The 18,421-nt window shown below is 42.2% G+C and carries 11 protein-coding genes and 1 tRNA gene; 9 read left to right on the forward strand and 3 right to left on the reverse strand.

The annotated features are described in order from the left end of the window. Positions 1–203: 203 nt before the first annotated feature. Positions 204–2,246, forward strand: coding sequence for a BspA family leucine-rich repeat surface protein (locus AC13FX_RS05575; RefSeq protein WP_482879521.1), 2,043 nt, complete (start codon positions 204–206; stop codon positions 2,244–2,246). Between the two features lie 137 nt (positions 2,247–2,383). Here AC13FX_RS05575 and AC13FX_RS05580 read toward each other — a convergent pair whose 3' ends face one another. Next, on the reverse strand, positions 2,384–3,508 hold the full coding sequence (locus AC13FX_RS05580; protein WP_482879523.1) for a tyrosine-type recombinase/integrase: 1,125 nt from the start codon (positions 3,506–3,508) through the stop codon (positions 2,384–2,386). 796 nt (positions 3,509–4,304) lie between these two features. Here AC13FX_RS05580 and AC13FX_RS05585 point away from each other — a divergent pair. Together AC13FX_RS05585 and AC13FX_RS05590 are read left to right on the forward strand one after the other, a co-directional pair. After that, a complete protein-coding gene (locus AC13FX_RS05585) occupies positions 4,305–6,362 on the forward strand; it encodes a PAS domain S-box protein (protein ID WP_482879525.1) in 2,058 nt (685 codons plus the stop codon). Between the two features lie 14 nt (positions 6,363–6,376). Then, positions 6,377–7,024 carry a response regulator gene (locus tag AC13FX_RS05590; RefSeq protein WP_482879526.1) on the forward strand — a complete coding sequence of 216 codons (648 nt, stop codon included), beginning with the start codon at positions 6,377–6,379 and terminating at the stop codon, positions 7,022–7,024. A 12-nt stretch (positions 7,025–7,036) separates the two neighbouring features. Here the strand turns inward: AC13FX_RS05590 and AC13FX_RS05595 are convergent, their stop codons facing one another. Together AC13FX_RS05595 and AC13FX_RS05600 are read right to left on the reverse strand one after the other, a co-directional pair. Beyond that, positions 7,037–8,839 (reverse strand): sensor histidine kinase, encoded by a 1,803-nt coding sequence (locus AC13FX_RS05595; RefSeq protein WP_482879528.1) that lies wholly within the window; start codon positions 8,837–8,839, stop codon positions 7,037–7,039. After that, a complete protein-coding gene (locus tag AC13FX_RS05600; protein WP_482879529.1) occupies positions 8,832–10,274 on the reverse strand; it encodes an ATPase domain-containing protein in 1,443 nt (480 codons plus the stop codon). Before AC13FX_RS05600 ends, AC13FX_RS05595 begins: the two co-directional genes overlap by 8 nt. Positions 10,275–10,605: 331 nt before the next feature. Here AC13FX_RS05600 and AC13FX_RS05605 point away from each other — a divergent pair, with 331 nt between their 5' ends. The 6 genes from AC13FX_RS05605 to AC13FX_RS05630 all read left to right on the forward strand — a co-directional run bounded on the left by AC13FX_RS05605 (position 10,606) and on the right by AC13FX_RS05630 (position 17,735). Further along, on the forward strand, positions 10,606–12,375 hold the full coding sequence (locus AC13FX_RS05605) for an SLC13 family permease (protein WP_482879530.1): 1,770 nt from the start codon (positions 10,606–10,608) through the stop codon (positions 12,373–12,375). Positions 12,376–12,384: 9 nt separating this feature from the next. Then, on the forward strand, positions 12,385–13,152 hold the full coding sequence (cysQ, locus tag AC13FX_RS05610; protein WP_482879531.1) for a 3'(2'),5'-bisphosphate nucleotidase CysQ: 768 nt from the start codon (positions 12,385–12,387) through the stop codon (positions 13,150–13,152). Between the two features lie 83 nt (positions 13,153–13,235). Further along, positions 13,236–14,144 (forward strand): sulfate adenylyltransferase subunit CysD, encoded by a 909-nt coding sequence (gene cysD, locus AC13FX_RS05615; RefSeq protein ID WP_482879533.1) that lies wholly within the window; start codon positions 13,236–13,238, stop codon positions 14,142–14,144. A gap of 95 nt (positions 14,145–14,239) precedes the next feature. Beyond that, a complete protein-coding gene (locus tag AC13FX_RS05620) occupies positions 14,240–14,596 on the forward strand; it encodes a four helix bundle protein (RefSeq protein WP_482879534.1) in 357 nt (118 codons plus the stop codon). Positions 14,597–14,611: 15 nt separating this feature from the next. Then, on the forward strand, positions 14,612–16,516 hold the full coding sequence (cysN, locus tag AC13FX_RS05625; RefSeq protein ID WP_482879535.1) for a sulfate adenylyltransferase subunit CysN: 1,905 nt from the start codon (positions 14,612–14,614) through the stop codon (positions 16,514–16,516). Between the two features lie 1,146 nt (positions 16,517–17,662). Next, positions 17,663–17,735 (forward strand) — tRNA-Gly (locus AC13FX_RS05630). The last annotated feature ends 686 nt before the right edge of the window (positions 17,736–18,421 follow it).

The raw sequence follows: 18,421 nt of genomic DNA on the forward strand, positions 1-18,421 counted from the left end.
TTCAGTTAATATTTCCACCATTTTCTAATGTACGGGTGGCAAACGCATACCTCAGGCTGTGAGAGGTGTTTTCTTTCGGGAGTTCAGAACTGGTTCATTTAAGAACATATTATTGAACCTACAGTCGGGTCTATAATCATGTTTTTGATTAGTTTAATTGTAGACTGATCTGTAGTACAAAATAACTAATCGCAAATTTCCTTATGATTTCAATCTCAAATAAAAGCTATATAAGCCTCTTAATTCTAATATTTTTTATAATTTCGTGCCAATCAACAACTGTATCGTCTGGCTCCGATGACAAGATTGAAATATATCGTCTCATTGTAACAGTAAATAATGAAGATGGAGGACAAGTTGCACCGAGTGATGCCACATTCGAAGAAGGACAATCCGTAGAAATTACTGCTTCACCTAATGATGGTTGGGAGTTTGTGAGATTTGAAGGAGACTTTAGTTCCACATCAAATCCTGCAAGTGTAATTATGAATAGTGATAAACAGATTACAGCAGTCTTTGAAGAACGTCTTTACCCGTTGAATATGACTATTGAAGGCTCAGGAACAGTTGAAGAAACTATTATTCAGGAAAAGGCGAATGACTATGAGGCAGGTACTATTGTTGAACTACAAGCATTTGCTAATTCAGGTTGGGAGTTTCTTCGCTGGGAAGGAGACTTGCAGGGAAGTCTTAACCCTGAAACAGTAGAAATTGATTCTGAAACAAATATAACGGCCGTTTTTCAAGAAAAACCCTTCTACCTGGCTGAAAATGGAATTACGGTCAAATGCCCAAGTGCTGAAATTGGGCAATTAGGTAATATTAACGGTATCCAGTATGAAGCTGTAGATAGAGCTTTGCTTATCCAGAGGAGGGATGAGCAAAGTGATTTGTCAAGACTATGTACCACACATGTAAAAGACATGTCTTTCATCTTGGCTGATCAAAGTCGTCTAAAGAGTTTTGCGTCAAAGACTAAATTAAATAATGATAGGGGCTACAATAAGCTACTAGCAAACCTGCAGACTTTTGATAATTCGGGTAGTCAACTTAACTCATCTACAGATATGACTACATTTAACCAAGACATTAGTAATTGGGATTTAAGTAATGTCGTAGATGCTCGTGGTATGTTTTTTGGTGCCTTAAGTTTCAATAAGGATATTAGTCAATGGGATGTTTCCAGTGTCGTAAATATGGCAGGGATGTTTGCGGATGCTGAAAGTTTTAATCAGGATATTGGAAATTGGGACGTCAGCAATGTTTTATATATGTACCAAATGTTTGATTCTGCAATATCCTTTAATCAAAATATTGGAAATTGGAGTGTAGGAAATGTGACTGATATGTATCAAATGTTTTTTGATGCGCAAAATTTTAATGGGTATTTGGGAAATTGGGACGTCAGCAGTGTAACTGATATGTTCGGGATGTTTGCTAACGCAAGATCCTTCAATCAAGATATTGGTAGTTGGGATGTTGGTAACGTAAAAGACATGGGGGTGATGTTTTGGAACGCTATAGTATTTGACCAAAATATAGGAGGTTGGAATGTGTCTAATGTTACAAGGATGGATCTTATGTTTGGCTCATCTACCAATTTCAATCAAACCATAGGAGGATGGGATGTAAGTAGTGTTACAGACATGTCAGCAATGTTTTCAGGAGCTGAAAATTTCAACCAACCTATAGGGGGTTGGGATGTAAGTAGCGTTACAGACATGTCGGCAATGTTTTCAGAAGCTACCAATTTCAATCAAGATATTGGTACTTGGAACGTTAGTAATGTCACAACAATGGCATCTATGTTTAAAGGTTCAGAAAGTTTTAATCAAAGCATTAACACCTGGAACGTAAATAATGTAACAGACATGTCAGAGATGTTTTGGAATGCATTGGCTTTTAACCAAGGCTTAGGAAATTGGAACGTTAGTAATGTTACAAATATGGAATACATGTTTGCTCAAGCGGCAACCTTCGACAGAGATATTAGTTCCTGGGATGTAGGCAGTGTTACAAACCTGCATCATATGTTCGACGGGGCTCTAAGCTTTAATCAAAATATTGGTAACTGGAGTGTAGGAAATGTCACTGACATGATTTATATGTTCTATGGAGCAGAGAGCTTTAACCAGGATTTAACGGGGTGGTGTGTCTCAAATTTTAATGAAGAACCCACAGGATTTAGCACAAATAGTGCACTTGTAAATTATAACATGCCATTTTGGGGAACTTGTCCACAATAGTATTTAGACCTTTTATAAGTTATAAAAATAGATTTGTTCATCGTTGTTTTGATGTAGTGAAATAAAAAAACCTTGGAGATATTCACTTGATTTAGTAATTCTATGAATATCCCCAAGGTATATCTTACTTGCGAGAACTATTTCGGCAATAAATCCATCTCTTCTCGGAAATTAAGAGCCGTACTATGATCATAGAACTGAGAGGTAATCATTGGAGTAGAATGTCCCATGATTTTGCTCACGGCGTTAATATTTCCGCCGTTTTCTAAGACTCGGGTAGCAAAGGTATGCCGGAGGCTATGGAAAGTGAGTTCTTTGGGTAGTCCGGCCTCATTCATGTGCTTTCTGAAGGTATCCTGAATACTGCGGCATTCATATCGGCCATATCCCCGTTTCTTTTGCAATACATAGCAGGTTGGAAAGGGTTTATCTTCATACCAGAAGGCTTTCTTTTTTCGTTTTTCCTTGAGCTGTGCCTCAAAAATTTTAATGATATTAAAGGCTCTTGGACTCAGAGGTATAATCCGAGACTTCGCAGATTTTGTGATCTTGGAAGTCAGGTTTATATATCGTTTATCGAGATTGACCATCCGCCATTGCATTTGAGATAGCTCTCCAATACGCATACCGGTATAGTAACTAAGGCGAATGACTAAACCGATCATCTTACCTTCGGTCTGTTTAAGTAATCGCTCAAGCTCATCCTTTCTAAAAGGTCTACGTTTCGTTTTGGCTTTGAATAAAAAATCTTGCCCTTTGAAGGGGTGTTTATCCAAAAAATCATTCTTGTAGGCCCAGGAAAAAGCCGCTTTGATGCTTCTGAGTTCAATATTAATAGTGGTCTTCTTGATGTCCTCCTTGTCAAATCGTTTCACTTTGTATTTCTGTATATCTGTTCTGGAGTAAGCGGCAATGGGCTTTGAACCACAGATTCGCAAAAAATGAGTGAGAGCGTTTTTATAGCTAACCACGGTGGAAGCTTTTAGATTGCTACGAATATGAGGGTAATAATGGTTGTCTAAAAACACACGAAGGGAATCAATTTTTGGCTTGGTTTCGGTTTCTCCCTTGTAAAAGGCAATGAGTTTATCCTCCGCCACTTTCTCTGCTTCCTTAATAGCGGCGAGACGTTCTTTTTTAGTGTGCTTCAGTGGATAAGTAACACCACTGGAAAGATGTTTCTTTTGTCCATACTCATCAAAGAAACGTATGAAGAGTCGGTACTTTTTGTCGCGTTTGAAGGGATAGATTTTGTAATCCATTATGTTCTCCTGTATTTGTTGAAATTAAGACAGGCGTAACATCTAAATCTTGCGCGCGACAGGTGTGGAAATAAGAGAATCCTTAGATCCACAACGATCGAATTTTCTACTCAGAGAAGTACGATATTAGGAGGGCATTTGGTAACAAAATGGTAACAAAAAATAGCCAAAATCGGGCTCTATCGGCTGTATTGGACGATCGGAAAGATTTTAAGTCCAACGTGTCTACCAATTCCACCACAGCGGCTCATGTTCTAATTATCTGATATTAAGCAACTTATACTGTGCCGTTAATTGAAACTAAAATGCTTAACGACCTTTGCCATTCCAATACATTCGCAAAAAATGACAACAAAAGTATAAATGTTACTTTTATCAGTAAATCAGAGGACACCTCGTTTTAGAGAGCATCAAATATAAGGGTTTACAAATTACATCTACAACGTAAATTAGAGATAATTTTAATTTAGACTTATGCTCCGTTGATAAGATGATCAGCCATATCACAATGTTTGTAAAAAAGGTATTAAGGGTAAGCTAAAAGTGTTAAAATGATCTATCCGCACTTGTTAAACTCTATTGGCTCATTGTAAGGCATCATTAACCTGTAATTCCTCTACCCAACCCGATGGTCTTAGTTCTGATATACCACATAGACCGTCAAGTCATGAGTGTTATTTTAGTACAATACTATAAAAATCCTGAAGGATATAAGGGTTAAAATATATTCCTTAATCATTAATATTATAATGTTTATTATATATTTTAGCATGAAGACAATCATTGATTCAAGCTAATGGATTTGTTGAAAAACATTCGTGACAATAAAAATTTCATTGCTTTCAAGTGGTCTGCGGTATTATTCGCAGTCGGGGCGGTTTATATATTTGGGACAGATACTCTTTTGGGCCGGTACTTTGACCAATTCAGTATATACAGAAGTATTCAGACGTATAAAGGTCTTCTTTTTTTAGGGATCATCGCCCTGGTTTTGTTTCTCACCATTCGTCATTTAATGACCAAGATCGATGTTCATCAACAGGAAGTAAAAAAGGAGAAACGTTTTGCTGATCGAATACAAAATAGCCTCCCGGGTATATTTTTTGTTTTGGATGAAAAGGGACGTCTTATCCGGTGGAATAATGATACGAATATCATATCAGGACTTTCAGACAAGGAGCTAATGCATCTGAATGCTATTGAAAGGGTTGAGGAATGTGATCAGGCAAAAGCAGAGGAGGCTCTACGTGAAGTAAGGGAAAAAGGGGAGACAGAGACAAAAATATTCATAAAAACCAGATCAGAATTAAAAAGACTATATAAAATAACGGCAAGTCGTTTTAATAACGACGGTCATGACTTCATTGTTGGTACAGGCATAGATATCACTCAGGAAAATGAATTAAAGAAAGAGTTGGCCTACGTCCTTGATCAGGAGAGGGAAAGACGCAAAAAGATAGAGGTTGATATAAAAAATCTTAAAGATACCTTTGATCAAACTCCTTCTCCCCGATGTATCCTGGAAGGCCCTGATCATAAATTTGTGTATGCAAATGATGCCTATAAAAAAGTGGTGGGAACAAATGCGTTAATTGATAAAAATGTGATCGAAGTAATTCCCGAAGTAGAAGAACAGGGATATATTGACATACTGGACAATGTTTATAAAACGGGTGAGCCATATATCGATAGGGAAAAAACTGTCTGGATCAATGACGGGGCAGGAGGCAGTAAGGAGTTCATCTTTAATTTGATCTATGTGCCGGTGAAAAATGATGGGAAGGTACACGGGATTTACTGTGAAGGAATTGAAATTACGGATCAAATAAGAGCGAATGAACGAGTCAAACGACAGAACTATCAGTTAAAAGCAGCACAGGAAATTGCACAGCTAGGGTATTGGGAGAGTAACCTGGATACAGGGGAGATCACTTGGTCAGATATTATTTATAAATTATTTGGTTTGGATCAGGAAAAGGTAACTCCTAGCATAGATATGATGATGGATCTGGTCCACCCTGATGATCAAAGTATATTTGAGAAAAATTTTGAGAAACTGAAACGGGGTGAAAATTTTGAATCTGAATATCGGATCGAAAAACCGGATGGTGAAATTCGCTGGTTTAAGGAAATTGGTGAAATATTTGATTGGAAGGATGGAGACCCTCTGAAACTTCATGGTGTCGTGCTGGATATCACGGATCAAAAGAATCAGGAAAAGAAAATTAAGAGATCATATCTACAGGGCGAAAACAAAGAAAGAAAACGCATTTCTAAAGAACTGCATGATGGAATAGCCCAGTATTTATCGGCTGCCATTCTTCATCTCGATAATACCGGGGAGATATTAAAGGATGAAAAGGGTGCCGATCAGCTGCGCTATGCCAGGGACCTTGTAAAAAAAGCCGTTTCTGAGACAAGGAGTATTTCACAAAATCTGATGCCACAAACTATTGATAAGCATGGGATCATATCAGCTGTAAAACTACTGATCAAGCAATATAAATTATCATCCAACATTGATTTTAACTTTACTTATGACAATGAGTCTGAGTGGACAGTCAATAAGGAAGTTGAAACAAATTTATATCGCATTATGCAGGAAGTGATCTCAAATGCAGTTAGGCATTCAGGATGCGATACGATCTGGTTAGAGATCAAAAAAAGCCCGGAGGAGATCCGATGTAAGATCAGAGATAATGGGAGTGGCCTTGATATGAAGAATATTTCAATTAGGAAAGGGATCGGATTACAAAGTATCAAAGACCGGGTTGAACTATTACAAGGAACAATAGAGATCAATAATGTTTCAAATAAGGGATTGGCTGTCAGTGTTGTTATCCCGATAACTTAATATTTCTACTCGATATGAATAAAGTCAATGTTCTAATTGTGGATGATCATGAGGTCATGAGAGATGGTATTATCATGACCTTAAACCAAAGTGATATCGCAAATAGATTATATGAGGCACATAATGGCAGAGAAGCTTTATCCAAATGTCATGATTATGATGACATTGATATCGTACTTTTGGATATAAATATGCCAGAGATGGATGGAATAGAGGTCGCTCAAAAGATAAGAGATCAATTTTCGGATATTGAGATCATTGCGTTGAGTATGCGGGATGATGAGGAATCGATCAGAGAGATCCTTAAGGCCGGTGCTTCCGGGTATGTGTTAAAGAGTGCCGGTAAAATGGATATTATTCAGGCCATTGAGAAAGTAAGTGACGGTGATACCTACTATAGTCAGGGTGTAACCTTTGGCTTGCTTGGGAAATATTTAAATGAGGATGGATCCGAAGGTAATGGGCCCCAAACTGAATTGACCGACAGGGAAATTGAGATCTTACGCTTAATAGTGGATGAGTATACAAATCAGGAAATCGCGGATAAACTCTATATCAGCAAGCGAACGGTAGACACTCATAGAACCAACTTATTAGAGAAGACAGGTTCTAAGAATACAGCCGGTCTTGTGCGGTTTGCCCTTAGAAATGACCTTGCTTAAGCTCAGTTACTTTTATATGATATTACTGGCGCTACCTTTTTTATCCTGCTTTTTGAAGGATAGGTAAAACCGGGCTCCATGTTCTGAGGCCACATCTAACTGTCCGTGTAATTGTTTTGTCAATACATCAATTAACTGAATGCCAAGGGAATTAGGTTTTTTGAAATCAAGATCCTTATCCAGCCCCTTCCCATTATCTTCAACAATTATTCCTACCTCGCCATCAGATAACTCTTTTAGGGTTATCGTGATCGTGCCATTAGGCTGATCACTAAAAGCATGTTTCATAGAGTTTGTGATGAGTTCATTTACGATCAATGAGCAAGGAATGGCTTGATTGATGTTTAATTTAACCGGCTCAAAGTCTTGAATAAAGGAAATCTCCTGATTCGTTTGGGTCGTTCTCTTGATATTATTTATGAGTTCAACGAAATACTTTTCCATATTAAGTTGTGAGAAACTTTCTGAGCGATACAGCAACTCGTGAATAGAAGCTATGGATTGGATGCGTAATTGGCTCTCACTCAATTTTTCAGCCAAAACGGGATCGTCCGTTTCCATGGCCTGGAGTTGTAACATACCTGATACAACTGCTAGGTTATTTTTTACCCGGTGATGGATCTCAAGAAGCAAGATCTGCTTTTCATCATTTGAGACTTTTAGGTCGCTCATCATTCTATGGTCTTTGGAAACATCGACACAGGTACCAATGATATACTTTTGTTCTCCATCAATGAATTCACGCCCGGAGATCCTGTGGCGAATCAAACTTCCATCGTGTGTGATCAGGTCTGCTTCAATTTCTGCCTCACCATCAATAAATACATCCTGAATTTTCATTCTAACTCTTTCATGGTCTTCTTTTTTAAAGAAGTCAAAGGGAGTCATATTCCTAATTTCATTATTGGAGTATCCAAGGTTTTTTTCGAGATTCTTATTCCATCGGATAAAGTTTAGATCAGAATCCACCATAAAGAAGATATTGGGCAAAGCATCAAGGGCAGCGTTGCTAAAAGAGACCTCCTTTTTCAGTTTCTGCTCATAACATTTCCTATCTGAGATGTCTCTTGTTGCAGCCTGGATCCGAACCTCATCATTCTTACCGGGCAGGTCCAGGGTTTTTATGATCGACTCGACCCATTTATATTCTCCAGATTTAGTTCTTTTCCTGAATTCTACTTTTGAGGGTTCTTTGGTTCTTATGGTGTGTTCCCGACCCTTTATGACACCTTCCAGATCATCCTGGTGGATGAAATCAAATGCATTTTTCCCGATCAACTCTTCAGAACTGAAACCGAATATACTTTGTGATGACGGAGAAGCATATTCATACTCCCCATTGGGTTTGTGGGTTGAGATCATATCGGTTGAATTTTCAGCAAGTAACTGATACTTCCTTTTCTCTTCCTCTAACTGTTTTGAATGTTTTCTTGCCTGAAGCAGTAAATTGATCTTGGTGCGTAAAACCTCCGGAGAAGTGGGCATGAAAAGAATATCATCAATAACCTCAGCATGTTTCCTGGGATTGCTGACAAAAGTTTCATTTTTAGTTAAGAGTAATACCGGTAAAATAATGGGGAGGGACTGTTCTTTCAGCTCTTTAAAATGAACGGCACACTCTTCAAACCTACTTTCATCCGTGATCAGAAGATCAAACTCACCTGTTTCCAATGATTCTTTGGATGAAGAGATATTGTATTCATCAGAAAATAAATTCCATACCAATCTCTCATCAGAGGCATTAGACAGCAATAGCGTTAGATTGGAAAATTCATTCTTACTGAATTTCGGATAATTTACTGCCGTATTATTCATGATCAGTATTGTTTGTAAGTATTTCCGGCTGACCGGTTAAGACCCCACGCATGTTGTTCAGTGGTTTACCCATCACTATCCCGTTTCCGGTTATGCGGAACTCTTTAAGCTGACTTTCGAAATCACTGAGGCGTTTTTTCAAAATACCCAATGATTTAAGTAATGACCCCTGATGTTCGAAATACCGAAAGAAGATGATATTATCTGCCAGGTAGCTTGCATTGATCTCTGTTGACCGCAGGTCACCGAATATATTGGAAGTTTCATTGATCAGTATGGTGGTCACTCCCATGTTTTGGAGGTATACGCAAAGTGAATGCATTCGTGAAAGGGCATTTTCTTCTCCCACGGCAAGTTTATAACCGCCAATGGAGTCGATCATGACTATTCGGGTATCATTTTCTTCAACATCCGTTCGCACCATTTTTGAAAATTCATCCGGGGAGTACGATAAAGGTTCAACCGATTCAATTTTAAGATTTCCCTGCTCGATTATGTCATGGATCGGGATGTTAATACCTTTCGAACGCGTTAGAATGACTTCCTTTGATTCCTCAAATGAATAGATAGCCGAGCGTTCTTTCTGGGAAGCGGCGTGGCTTACAAAATGAACGCCTAGATTTGTTTTTCCAATTCCGGAAGGTCCTGTCAAAAGGGTAGTAGAACCTCTTTCAAGTCCCCCTTTCAGCATACTGTCAAGGCCTTCAATTCCTGATCTTAGTTGTTTGGGGGCAAATTTACGTTCGTATTTATTAGGCTTTAATTGAGGAAAGACTTCCAGTCCTTTGTCAGAAATTCTGAAAGCATGCTGCCCAGACTGAAAATCAGATCCTCTGTATTTATTTACTTCAATTTTTCGCCAGCCTGATTCATGGTTCAGTTTTATGACACCATTAACCCAAAAAGAGGCTTCTTCGATATCTGTACTTTGTTCTGAGATCATCAGTAGAGTGGCATCATTATTGGAGAGATACCGGATAAATGAAAGAGCCAGGGTTCGGGCATGGTAAGGGTTTTCATTGAGCATATTCAGCATGGTGATGGAATCCAGGACCACGCGGGAAGGTTTATGCTCATCAAGCACCTGCTTGATCTTTTGCATCAATGGCTTTTGGTCGACATTTGAGGGAGAAAAAATACCATAGGTTTCCCCATCTTCATAAAGACTGGCACTTGGACTGAGGTCTAAGATCTTCGTATCAGACAGATCAATGTTCTGGCGCATGATATTTTCAACGATATTCTCGTTTTTCTCACTTAAAGAGATCAGTAGAGTATTCTCATGGTTCTTATTACCTTCTTCCAAAAAATGATACCCAAGAGTAGATTTCCCGGAACCCGGTCCGCCTTGTATTAAATAGGATCTGTTAGTTAATAATCCGCCGTCTAAAATTTCATCTAAACCCTCTATTCCGGTTTTTATTTTGTGCGTCATGTAAACTGAATTGATAATGGAAGTTCTTTATGATTAGGGTAATGAAGATCCCAATAACTCTTTATAAATACATCGGTAATAAGGCCTAAAATTAAAAATACGACTAAATACGTATGTCCGGGTCTATGCGCTGAGTAGGGATTGATAAATTCGTATAGGTCACTAAATTAGTTGCAGTTGGCTTTAGGGTTTGATCAGAGATGAAAGAAAGATGGATCACGGTTTTTGTATTTTTAATTGCCTTGGAGAAAAGCTGTACATTCAATTTTTTCCTCTGCCCGCCTGATGATATATTCCGCATTCATCAACTCACATACAGAATTGAAATTATATGACATTTGAAGGCTGGTTTGTCTTAGGGGTGATCTTGATCTGTTTGATCCTGCTGGTTGGCACCTCCATTTCGGTGGATATCATCCTATTTGCAGGGCTGGCTGTGATCTTTATATCAGGGATCTTGCCGGCTGAGCAAGCCCTTTCCGGTTTTTCGAACGAGGGGATGCTGACCGTGGCAGCACTGTATATTGTAGCTGCAGGACTCAGGGAAACCGGGGCTATCCATTTCATTGTTCAAAAGGTGATGGGGGATGCCAGGACCGTCAAAAAAGCCCAGTTGAGGATCATGAGTCCGGTCATGATCATGAGTGCCTTTCTCAATAACACGCCTATCGTTGCTTCCTTTATTCCGGCATTGGAACGATGGAGCCGCATCTCGCAGATCCCGGTGTCCAAGATCCTGATCCCATTGAGTTATGCAGCCATACTGGGGGGCACCTGTACTCTGATAGGAACCAGTACCAACCTTATAATCAATGGACTGATGATTCAGCAGGGGTCGCTGGAAACCATTGGCCTTTTTGAACCGGCGCTTATCGGGATCCCGGTCGCCGTAGCGGGTTTTATATATCTGATGTTGTTTGGGGATAGTCTGCTACCGGAACGAGGGTCCAGTCTGGACACTTTTCAGGATCCGAAAGAATATACCATAGAGATGATCGTAGAGGTGGAAAGTACACTGACCGGTAAGACCATCGAGGATGCCGGGCTGAGAAATTTACCGGGACTGTACCTGATTGAGATACAGCGCAATGAGCGCACCATTCCGGCTGTGGGGCCCTATGAGCTTTTGAAAGGGAATGACCGTTTGATCTTTACAGGCATTGTGGATTCGATCATCGACCTGCGACAAATATCGGGACTCATTCCTGCAACTGATCAGGTATTCAAGCTGAATGCCCCCCGCAATGAACGGATGATGATCGAGGCGGTGGTATCCCGCTCAAACCCATTGATCGGAAGAACCATCAGGGATGGAAATTTCAGGGATCGGTACGACGCAGTGGTCATTGCAGTATCCCGAAGCGGTGAGCGGATCAACGAGAAGATAGGAGATATTACCTTGCGCATGGGGGATGTGCTCTTACTGGAGGCTCATCCCAATTTTGTAAAGAAATATCGCAACTCCAGTGAGTATTACTTGGTGAGCTCTATTGAAGACTCCACTCCGGTTACGTACGAAAAAGCATGGGTAGCCGGTCTCTCTTTGATCGGAATGGTGATATTGGCAGGGACTGGTATCCTTAGTATGCTGCAGGCAGCTATTGTTGCTAGCGGGTTTCTGTTGGTTACTAAAAGTTTCAGGTATGCTAACGCCCTGGATAGCGTGGATTGGCGGGTATTGATCGCCATTGCTTCAGCTTTGGGGCTGGGAAGTGCCTTGGAATATACCGGGACGGCCGAATTCCTGGCTACCAACCTGCTTTCCTTTGCGGGTGATAATCCAACACTGGCGTTGGCTCTGACCTACCTGGCCACTTGGCTGCTAACGGAAATGATCACCAACAATGCAGCGGCTGTTCTGGTGTTTCCGGTAGCCCTTTCACTGGCCGCAACTCTGGGGGTGGAATTCATGCCCTTTGCCATGGTGATGATCGTGGCAGCTTCAGCTAGTTTTTCATCACCGATCGGCTATCAGACCAACCTGATGGTGATGGGGCCGGGCGGTTACCAGTTTACTGATTTCACGCGTATAGGATTACCGCTTAATTTGATAGTCGGTGCGATCGCCGTATCATTAATACCCTATATTTGGAACTTTTAAAAGAGGTCAATGCTAAATCAGGTTATTAAGACTGCAGAAGAGGCGGGGCAAAAAATACTGGAATTTTATGAGACGGATGTTGAAGTAATTACCAAAGAGGATGACTCCCCGCTCACCAAGGCTGATCTGGCCGCCCATCACATCATTGTAAACGCCCTGAAAGAAATAGATCCCGATACACCGGTCATTTCAGAAGAATCAGGTATTCCGGATTATGAGGAAAGAAAAGAATGGGATGCATTCTGGCTGGTGGATCCGCTCGATGGAACCAAGGAATTCATCAAGAAAAATGGCGAATTCACCGTTAATATTGCCCTGATCAAAGGGGATAAACCGGTGCTTGGTGTGGTTTACGTGCCCGCCTTCGGTACGATGTACTATGGCGATGATACCATCGGATCCTATAAGAAAGAAGGAGATAATAAGGCAGTCAAACTGGAAACAGAGACCTTCAAGAACTCAGAACCGGCAAGGATCGTGGTCAGCCGCTCCCATGGTGACGCTACCACACAAAAGAAATTAAAGAAACTCGGTATAGAGGTAAGTGAGGAAGTCCCCTCAGGAAGCTCTATTAAATTTTGTCTGGTAGCTGAGGGCAAAGCTGATCTCTATCCGCGCCTTGGGCCAACCATGGAGTGGGACACAGCAGCAGCCGATGCCGTATACAGATATTCAGGTAAAAACGGAGAAAAATACTCTCCGCTAACCTACAACAAAGAAACCTTCAAAAATCCCTATTTTTTACTGGGCATGGATGAGTTTGTGGACATCGAGTAATAACTCAAAACTCATCACTAAACACTAAACACTAAACACTACAAACGGTCGTCGGTCCTCCGTCAACCGTCAAAAATCACGCAATGAGCGAACGCAAAAAACAATCGCATTTAAAAGAACTTGAAGACGAAGGCATCTACGTAATGAGAGAAGTAGCCGCCCAGTTCGACCGGCCGGTACTGTTATTCTCAGGTGGTAAAGACTCCATCGTGATGTTCCATTTAGCCTTAAAAGCATTTCATCCCGGTAAGGTACCATTTCCACTTATGCACGTGGATACCGGACATAATTTCCCGGAGACCATTGAGTTCCGTGATAAACTGGTCGAGAAATATGGTGTGGAACTGATCGTGGGTAGCGTACAGGAGTCCATCGATAAAGGAGATGTGGAAGAAGAAACCGGCCCCGATGCCAGCCGTAATGCCCTTCAAACCGTAACTCTATTAGACACGTTGAAAAAGCATCAGGTGGATGCCGCTTTGGGTGGTGGTCGCCGTGATGAGGAGAAAGCCCGGGCCAAGGAGCGGTTTTTCTCCCACCGGGATGTGTTTGGTCAGTGGGATCCTAAGAATCAGCGTCCTGAACTATGGAATTTATACAACGGTATGAAGAAGCCCGGCGAGAACTTCCGCGTGTTCCCGATCAGTAACTGGACGGAGATGGATGTGTGGCAATATATCGCTCAGGAAGAGATCGAGATCCCGTCCCTGTATTTTGCTCACGAGCGCGAGGTCTTTGACCGGCGCGGGGTATGGCTGGCGGATACAGATTTTGTGAATAAAATGGATGATGAGGAAGTGGTCACCAAGACCGTTCGTTTCAGAACCATCGGGGATGCCACGTGCACCGGAGCGGTGGAATCCACGGCATCCAACATGGAGGAGATCATCCAGGAAGTGGCCTCAGCCCGACAAACCGAACGCGGCAATCGCCACGACGACAAACGCAGCGAAACAGCGATGGAAGACCGGAAAAGGCAGGGATATTTTTAGTGCTTAGTTTTGAGTTTTTAGTGTTTAGTTGAAGATCCTTTGTAAGGAATCAGTAATTGATTGCTCTTACTGTTATTAACTAAACGTTTGGAGATATGAAAAATAAAGGCCCCATTTACACTAAAAGCTTTGAATTTGCACTGATGATATTAAGCTTGAAAAAGAAATTGAATGAACAAAAAGAGTATGATCTAGGCAGGCAAATACTCAGATCCGGAACAGCCATAGGAGCAAATGTAAATGAGGCAGGAGCTGCTGTTTCCAAAAGAGATTTCACTAACAAGATGGGCATCGCATCGAAAGAAGCACGGGAAGCTCTCTATTGGCTAGAGTTACTTAAAGCAAGTGATGTCGTGAAAATTGATGTAGAACAAGAATATGAAAGGTGCCTGGAGCTTGTAAAAATTCTGACTACAATTGTTAAAACAAGCCAACTGAGCACTAAAAACTAAGCACTAAAAACTATTATGAGTTCACCCAAAACTTCTGAATCTGACAATAAGTATCTCGACATGGACCTGCTGCGTTTTACAACAGCCGGGAGTGTGGATGATGGAAAAAGTACGCTGATCGGGCGGTTGTTCTATGATTCCAAGTCTATTTTTGAAGATCAGATGGAGGCGATCGAGAAATCCAGTAAGAGCAGTGGGGAAGAGGATGTGAACCTGGCCCTGTTAACGGACGGACTCAAAGCCGAACGTGAGCAAAAGATCACCATCGACGTAGCTTACCGCTATTTTGCGACCCCAAAACGAAAATTCATCATCGCGGACACCCCGGGTCATACCCAATACACCCGAAATATGGTGACCGGTGCCTCCACGGCTGATCTTGCAGTCATCCTGGTAGATGCCTCGAAAGGATTATTGACACAATCCCGCCGCCATGCCTTTATCTCATCACTTTTGAGGATTCCTCACCTGGTGGTTGCCATCAACAAGATGGACCTAGTGGACTATTCTGAAGACGTATACAATGAGATCGTCTCGGAATTCAGTGCCTTTGCCAAGAAATTGAACGTAACGGACGTGACCTACATCCCGATCTCTGCCCTCAAGGGAGATAACGTGGTGGATAAAAGTGAAAACACCGAATGGTACAAAGGCTCAACCTTGCTGCATCACCTTGAGAATGTTAAGGTGGATGCCGATGAGAATATTATCGATTTCAGGTTTCCGGTGCAGTATGTGATCCGACCCAATCAGAACTTCAGGGGATTTTCAGGTCGTGTGGCCTCCGGTCATGTGCGTCCCGGAGATGAAGTGAAAGTGCTGCCATCCGGGCTGACTACTAAGATCAAGGAGATAGTGACACGGGATGAAAATTTGGACATTGCTTACCCCGGTGATTCCGTGACACTGACAACTGAAGACGAGATCGATATTTCGCGCGGGGACATGATCGTCCGAAAAGACAATGTACCGACGGTTAGAAATGATTTTGAAGCCTATGTGTGCTGGATGGATGGCAAAGCCTTAGAGCCGGGTAAGCAATATGTACTGCAGCACAACACCCGCAGAACCCAGGTCTACGCTGATGATATTGTATATCGCATGAACGTGGATACCATGGGTCGTGAGGATGCCAATAAGCTTGAGCTGAATGAGATCGGTCGGGTAAAACTGGTCAGTAGTCAGCCCCTCTTCTTTGACGCTTACCAGATCAATAAAAGAACCGGTAGCTTCATCATCATCGACAAGGCCACCAATGTAACGGTCGGGGCCGGTATGATGCGAGCAGGCTCAACGGTAGCTAAAGACGGAGGACCGGGGACGGATGACCGAAATGTTTCGCCCAATGTGACCTGGGAGCCGTGGAATATCCCCCGGGAAGAACGTGAAGAGCGAAACGGCCATAAAGCACAGGTTCTGTGGTTGACCGGTATCTCCGGCGCCGGAAAGAGCACTATCGCCAAAGAGGTTGAGAAACGATTATTTGAATCCGGAAAGCAGACGATGTTACTGGATGGAGATCAGGTCCGTCACGGACTAAATGGTGACCTTGGTTTCAGTGCCGCCGACCGAAGTGAGAATATCCGGAGAGTCGGCCACTTATCCAGGTTATTCTTCGAGCATGGTAATATTGTGATCTGCACTTTTGTTTCTCCATTTGACACAGACCGCGAGGCTGTCAAAGCCTTATTCCCTGAAGGCGACTTCAAGGTTGTTCATATCACCTGCGATCCAAAGACGGCGCAGGAACGAGACCCCAAAGGCCTTTACGCCAAAGCCGAAAAAGGAGAGATCTCCGGCCTCACCGGCTACGATGCCGATCACGAAGCCCCCGAAAACCCGGCACTCACCATCAACACCGATGAGCTTTCTATTGATGAAGCCGTGGAAAAGGTACTTGGCCTAATTGAGGGTATATGAGTTAACAAACAGGCAAGTCATCGCGGGCTAAACCCGCGATGTCCTTATTTTTGTAAGCCTAACTAAACAACAGGTCACCCCGAGGAACCGAGGGGCCTTGCCTATTCATACTCGGTTGCTCGAAATCACAACCCAATCCCTGTCCCTTGCCCTCCGGCTCACCGAAGTAAATTGGTTTTCTTACAGTCACCGCCGCAGGGTAAGGGAATGCCATGTTTACTACCGAAACTCGTCTGACGACTATTACATGACTTGTCCGTAGAATCCTGCAAAGAGTCGTCTGACGAATGGGTAGACTTGGTTGCCCGTATCCACGACCTCATCTGTCTTCTCCTTCGCAAGGAGAAGGACTCTTGTTATACATGGGGAGTAGGTAATACTGTATGGGCTATGGTTTATGTCTCGTTTAAGAATCGCGGATTAGTGGGATGAAAGGATTACACGGATTTTGAAAGCCAATTCCTAACCACCCAAAACCCGGTCATTGCGAGGAGCTCGGGAGTCAAGTCTCGATTTCGATGCCTTACAACGAAGCAATCTCCCTAAAGCGAGCTCCCAAATAATTCAGACAGATTGCCGCGGCCTTTGCTTCGCTGAAGGCCTCGCAGTGACGAGACTCAAAATTAGAATACTTCGAAATTCAATATTCCTTGTTGGATATTCACTTCCCCCTCTTTGTTTCTCCCCTTACACAGGGGAGAAGACGCTTTGGTGTGTGGTGAGGTAGTTAAAATAGCAAGGGTTATAGTAAGTTCATCGCTTTGAACCGGGATTTATGGGATTGAAGTACGATTATCAGGATTTTATGTAAAACAATTACCCAAACAACCAAAAACCAGGTCATTGCAAGGAGGCGTGAAATCAAAACTCGGACTTAGGGCTTTACGACGAAGCAATCTCCATAAAGCGAGCTCCTAAGCAGATTGCCATAGGCTGTGCTCACTCCGCTCACTGCAACATTCGCAATGACGAGACTTAAAACTAGAACGTTTCGATATTCGGTGTTCCTTGTTGGATATTGGATATTCAAAGGATCTTCACAGCTCAAAATTTACGTTCGGAATAGAAGATACCGTATTGACAACCATGGTTTTTATACCTTTATTATTAGATACCAATAGGGTATGGTACAACTAAAATTTATATGCGGGGATAGCTCAATTAGCAGAGCACCGGCCAACCAGGTCGGAGGTTGCAGGTTCAATCCCTGCTCTCCGCTCTATTTTTTTACCGGGAATGAAAGTTGGTATATTGTCCCGTTATCACAGACTATAGTGCCGGGTCAGGCTCACAAAAAGAGAGGCACTTCTTATGCCTTATAAACGATCCATCCAGATTTGATTTTAGCGATAATAACTCGTTTTGAACAGGGAATTACGGGATTAGTAGAATGACCTTCAGGATCCACTTCGATATTGGGTGTTCCTTATTGGATATTGGATATTCAACCGGTCATCCTGATCCGCCAGCTGGCGGAGAAGGATCTTGCCCATTCATGCTCGGTTGCCTGTATTCATAACCCAATCCCTGTCCCTTGCCCTCCGGCTCACAGAAATAAAGTTGGTTTTCTTACAGTCACCGCCGCAGGGTAAGGGAACGCCATGTTTACTACCGAAACTCGTCTGACGACTATTACATGACTTGTCCGTAGAATCCTGCAAAGAGTCGTCTGACGAATGGGTAGACTTGGTTACCCGTATCCTCGACCTCATCTGTCTTCTCCTTCGCAAGGAGAAGGACTTTTTAGAATATCGAATATCAAACAAGGAACACTGAATTTTGAAGTGGGGCGTATTTATGTTACCCACCACCATCCAACTAATTTGTGATTCGATATTTGATAATTCTTTGGTCGATATTCAGGGAGTCCTCCCTTGAGGGAGGTGCCAGGCTGAGTGAATACGA

Source organism: Gracilimonas sp. B-17 (assembly GCF_056857935.1).

Bases quoted from the DNA above. Each gene is read 5' to 3' on its own strand.
- AC13FX_RS05575 (WP_482879521.1), top strand. From the start codon at position 204: ATGATTTCAATCTCAAATAAAAGCTATATAAGCCTCTTAATTCTAATA.
- AC13FX_RS05580 (WP_482879523.1), bottom strand. From the start codon at position 3,508: ATGGATTACAAAATCTATCCCTTCAAACGCGACAAAAAGTACCGACTC.
- AC13FX_RS05585 (WP_482879525.1), top strand. From the start codon at position 4,305: ATGGATTTGTTGAAAAACATTCGTGACAATAAAAATTTCATTGCTTTC.
- AC13FX_RS05590 (WP_482879526.1), top strand. From the start codon at position 6,377: ATGAATAAAGTCAATGTTCTAATTGTGGATGATCATGAGGTCATGAGA.
- AC13FX_RS05595 (WP_482879528.1), bottom strand. From the start codon at position 8,839: ATGAATAATACGGCAGTAAATTATCCGAAATTCAGTAAGAATGAATTT.
- AC13FX_RS05600 (WP_482879529.1), bottom strand. From the start codon at position 10,274: ATGACGCACAAAATAAAAACCGGAATAGAGGGTTTAGATGAAATTTTA.
- AC13FX_RS05605 (WP_482879530.1), top strand. From the start codon at position 10,606: ATGACATTTGAAGGCTGGTTTGTCTTAGGGGTGATCTTGATCTGTTTG.
- cysQ (WP_482879531.1), top strand. From the start codon at position 12,385: ATGCTAAATCAGGTTATTAAGACTGCAGAAGAGGCGGGGCAAAAAATA.
- cysD (WP_482879533.1), top strand. From the start codon at position 13,236: ATGAGCGAACGCAAAAAACAATCGCATTTAAAAGAACTTGAAGACGAA.
- AC13FX_RS05620 (WP_482879534.1), top strand. From the start codon at position 14,240: ATGAAAAATAAAGGCCCCATTTACACTAAAAGCTTTGAATTTGCACTG.
- cysN (WP_482879535.1), top strand. From the start codon at position 14,612: ATGAGTTCACCCAAAACTTCTGAATCTGACAATAAGTATCTCGACATG.